1 protein-coding gene is annotated in these 458 nt (G+C 54.1%); it reads right to left on the reverse strand.

Annotated features, from left to right (window positions below; all coding sequences use genetic code 11):
* Positions 1-458, reverse strand: a 458-nt coding sequence (locus tag D7X55_RS43890) for a hypothetical protein (protein WP_199747400.1), incomplete at both ends; no start/stop codon positions are given.

A 458-nucleotide genomic window follows, 5' to 3' on the forward strand; every position in this document is an offset into this window, starting at 1 on the left:
TGATCAGAAGGATCAGGCTGCAACTGCCCCAGAAAGTGGCGGCAGTGTTTCGGTTCACGAAGGTTCCAGTGGCATACTGGAGATAGAATTCCTTCGGCCGCCACAGCAATGTGTCGGGGAGCAATAATTGCGAAAAAATTCCATGCAATGCATAACAAACGCCGGCAAAAGCCACCAGTTTGAGCAATCTTTGTGCCTGCCAGCCGTCGATTGCGAGCAGATAGGCACGGCTCAACCCGAGCGCGAACAGCAGGTAATATCCGAAACTCAACCAGGGCACCGATTGCGTCAACGAGACGCGATCGGGCACGTCGATACCTGTAAGCTCACGAAGGTTGCGCCACGAAGGATCCTGCAACGCGACGACGCGCGGGGACACCTGAAGCCAGACAATGAGCGCGATTGCCGCAATTGAAGCAAAGATCGGTAGCATAAACCATAAATCGGCTTTGCAGGCA

It is taken from the genome of Corallococcus sp. AB049A (assembly GCF_003668885.1).
GTDB classification, from domain to species: Bacteria; Myxococcota; Myxococcia; order Myxococcales; family Myxococcaceae; genus Corallococcus; species Corallococcus interemptor.